The sequence below is a fragment of the Streptomyces sp. DH12 genome (genome assembly GCF_020873895.1).
GTDB lineage: Bacteria > Actinomycetota > Actinomycetes > Streptomycetales > Streptomycetaceae > Streptomyces.
In genome coordinates this window covers 1-531 of record NZ_JAHWGT010000658.1, presented here as the reverse complement: position 1 = coordinate 531, position 531 = coordinate 1, and the positions used below count along the sequence as shown (strand labels likewise).

1 pseudogene is annotated in these 531 nt (G+C 70.1%); it reads right to left on the bottom strand.

Annotated elements, in window-relative coordinates:
* Nucleotides 1–316: pseudogene (locus LPA54_RS36335) on the bottom strand (SpoIIE family protein phosphatase); the annotation flags it as partial.
* Between the last annotated feature and the right edge of the window lie 215 nt (nucleotides 317–531).

Genomic DNA, 531 nt, shown 5'->3' with positions numbered 1-531 from the left:
GCCCCATGAAGGCGGCCGCCTCGATGTTGTGCCCCTGCACGTCGCCGATCGACAGGCCGATCCTGCCGTCGGGCATGGTGAACGCGTCGTACCAGTCGCCGCCCACGTTGAGGCCCTGGTTGGCGGGCACGTACCGCACCGCGAGCCGTACGCCGTCACCGGTGGGCAGTCCCCTCGGCAGCATCCCGCGCTGCAGGGCGACGGCCAGCTCCACGCGCGAGCGCTGCACCTCAGCCGCCGCACGCGCCTGGGCCGTCAGCGTCCCGAGCCTGGTCAGCAGCTCGTCGCCGTGGTCACGGGAACCGGTGCGGGACATGGATCACTCACTCGGGCGGGGACACTCCGGGTCCACCCCCGGCAGGGACAAACCATATGAAATCCACATTCACCAGGATGATAGGCAGAACGCGTTTGGCCGGGCCAGTCGGTGTGAAGGCTGGCCGCATGGAGCAGCGCGAGATCATGCAGCGGAGCGTCGGCATCCTCACGGAGGCCCTGGAGATGCGGCGCCGTCTGCGGGCCGACCCGGAC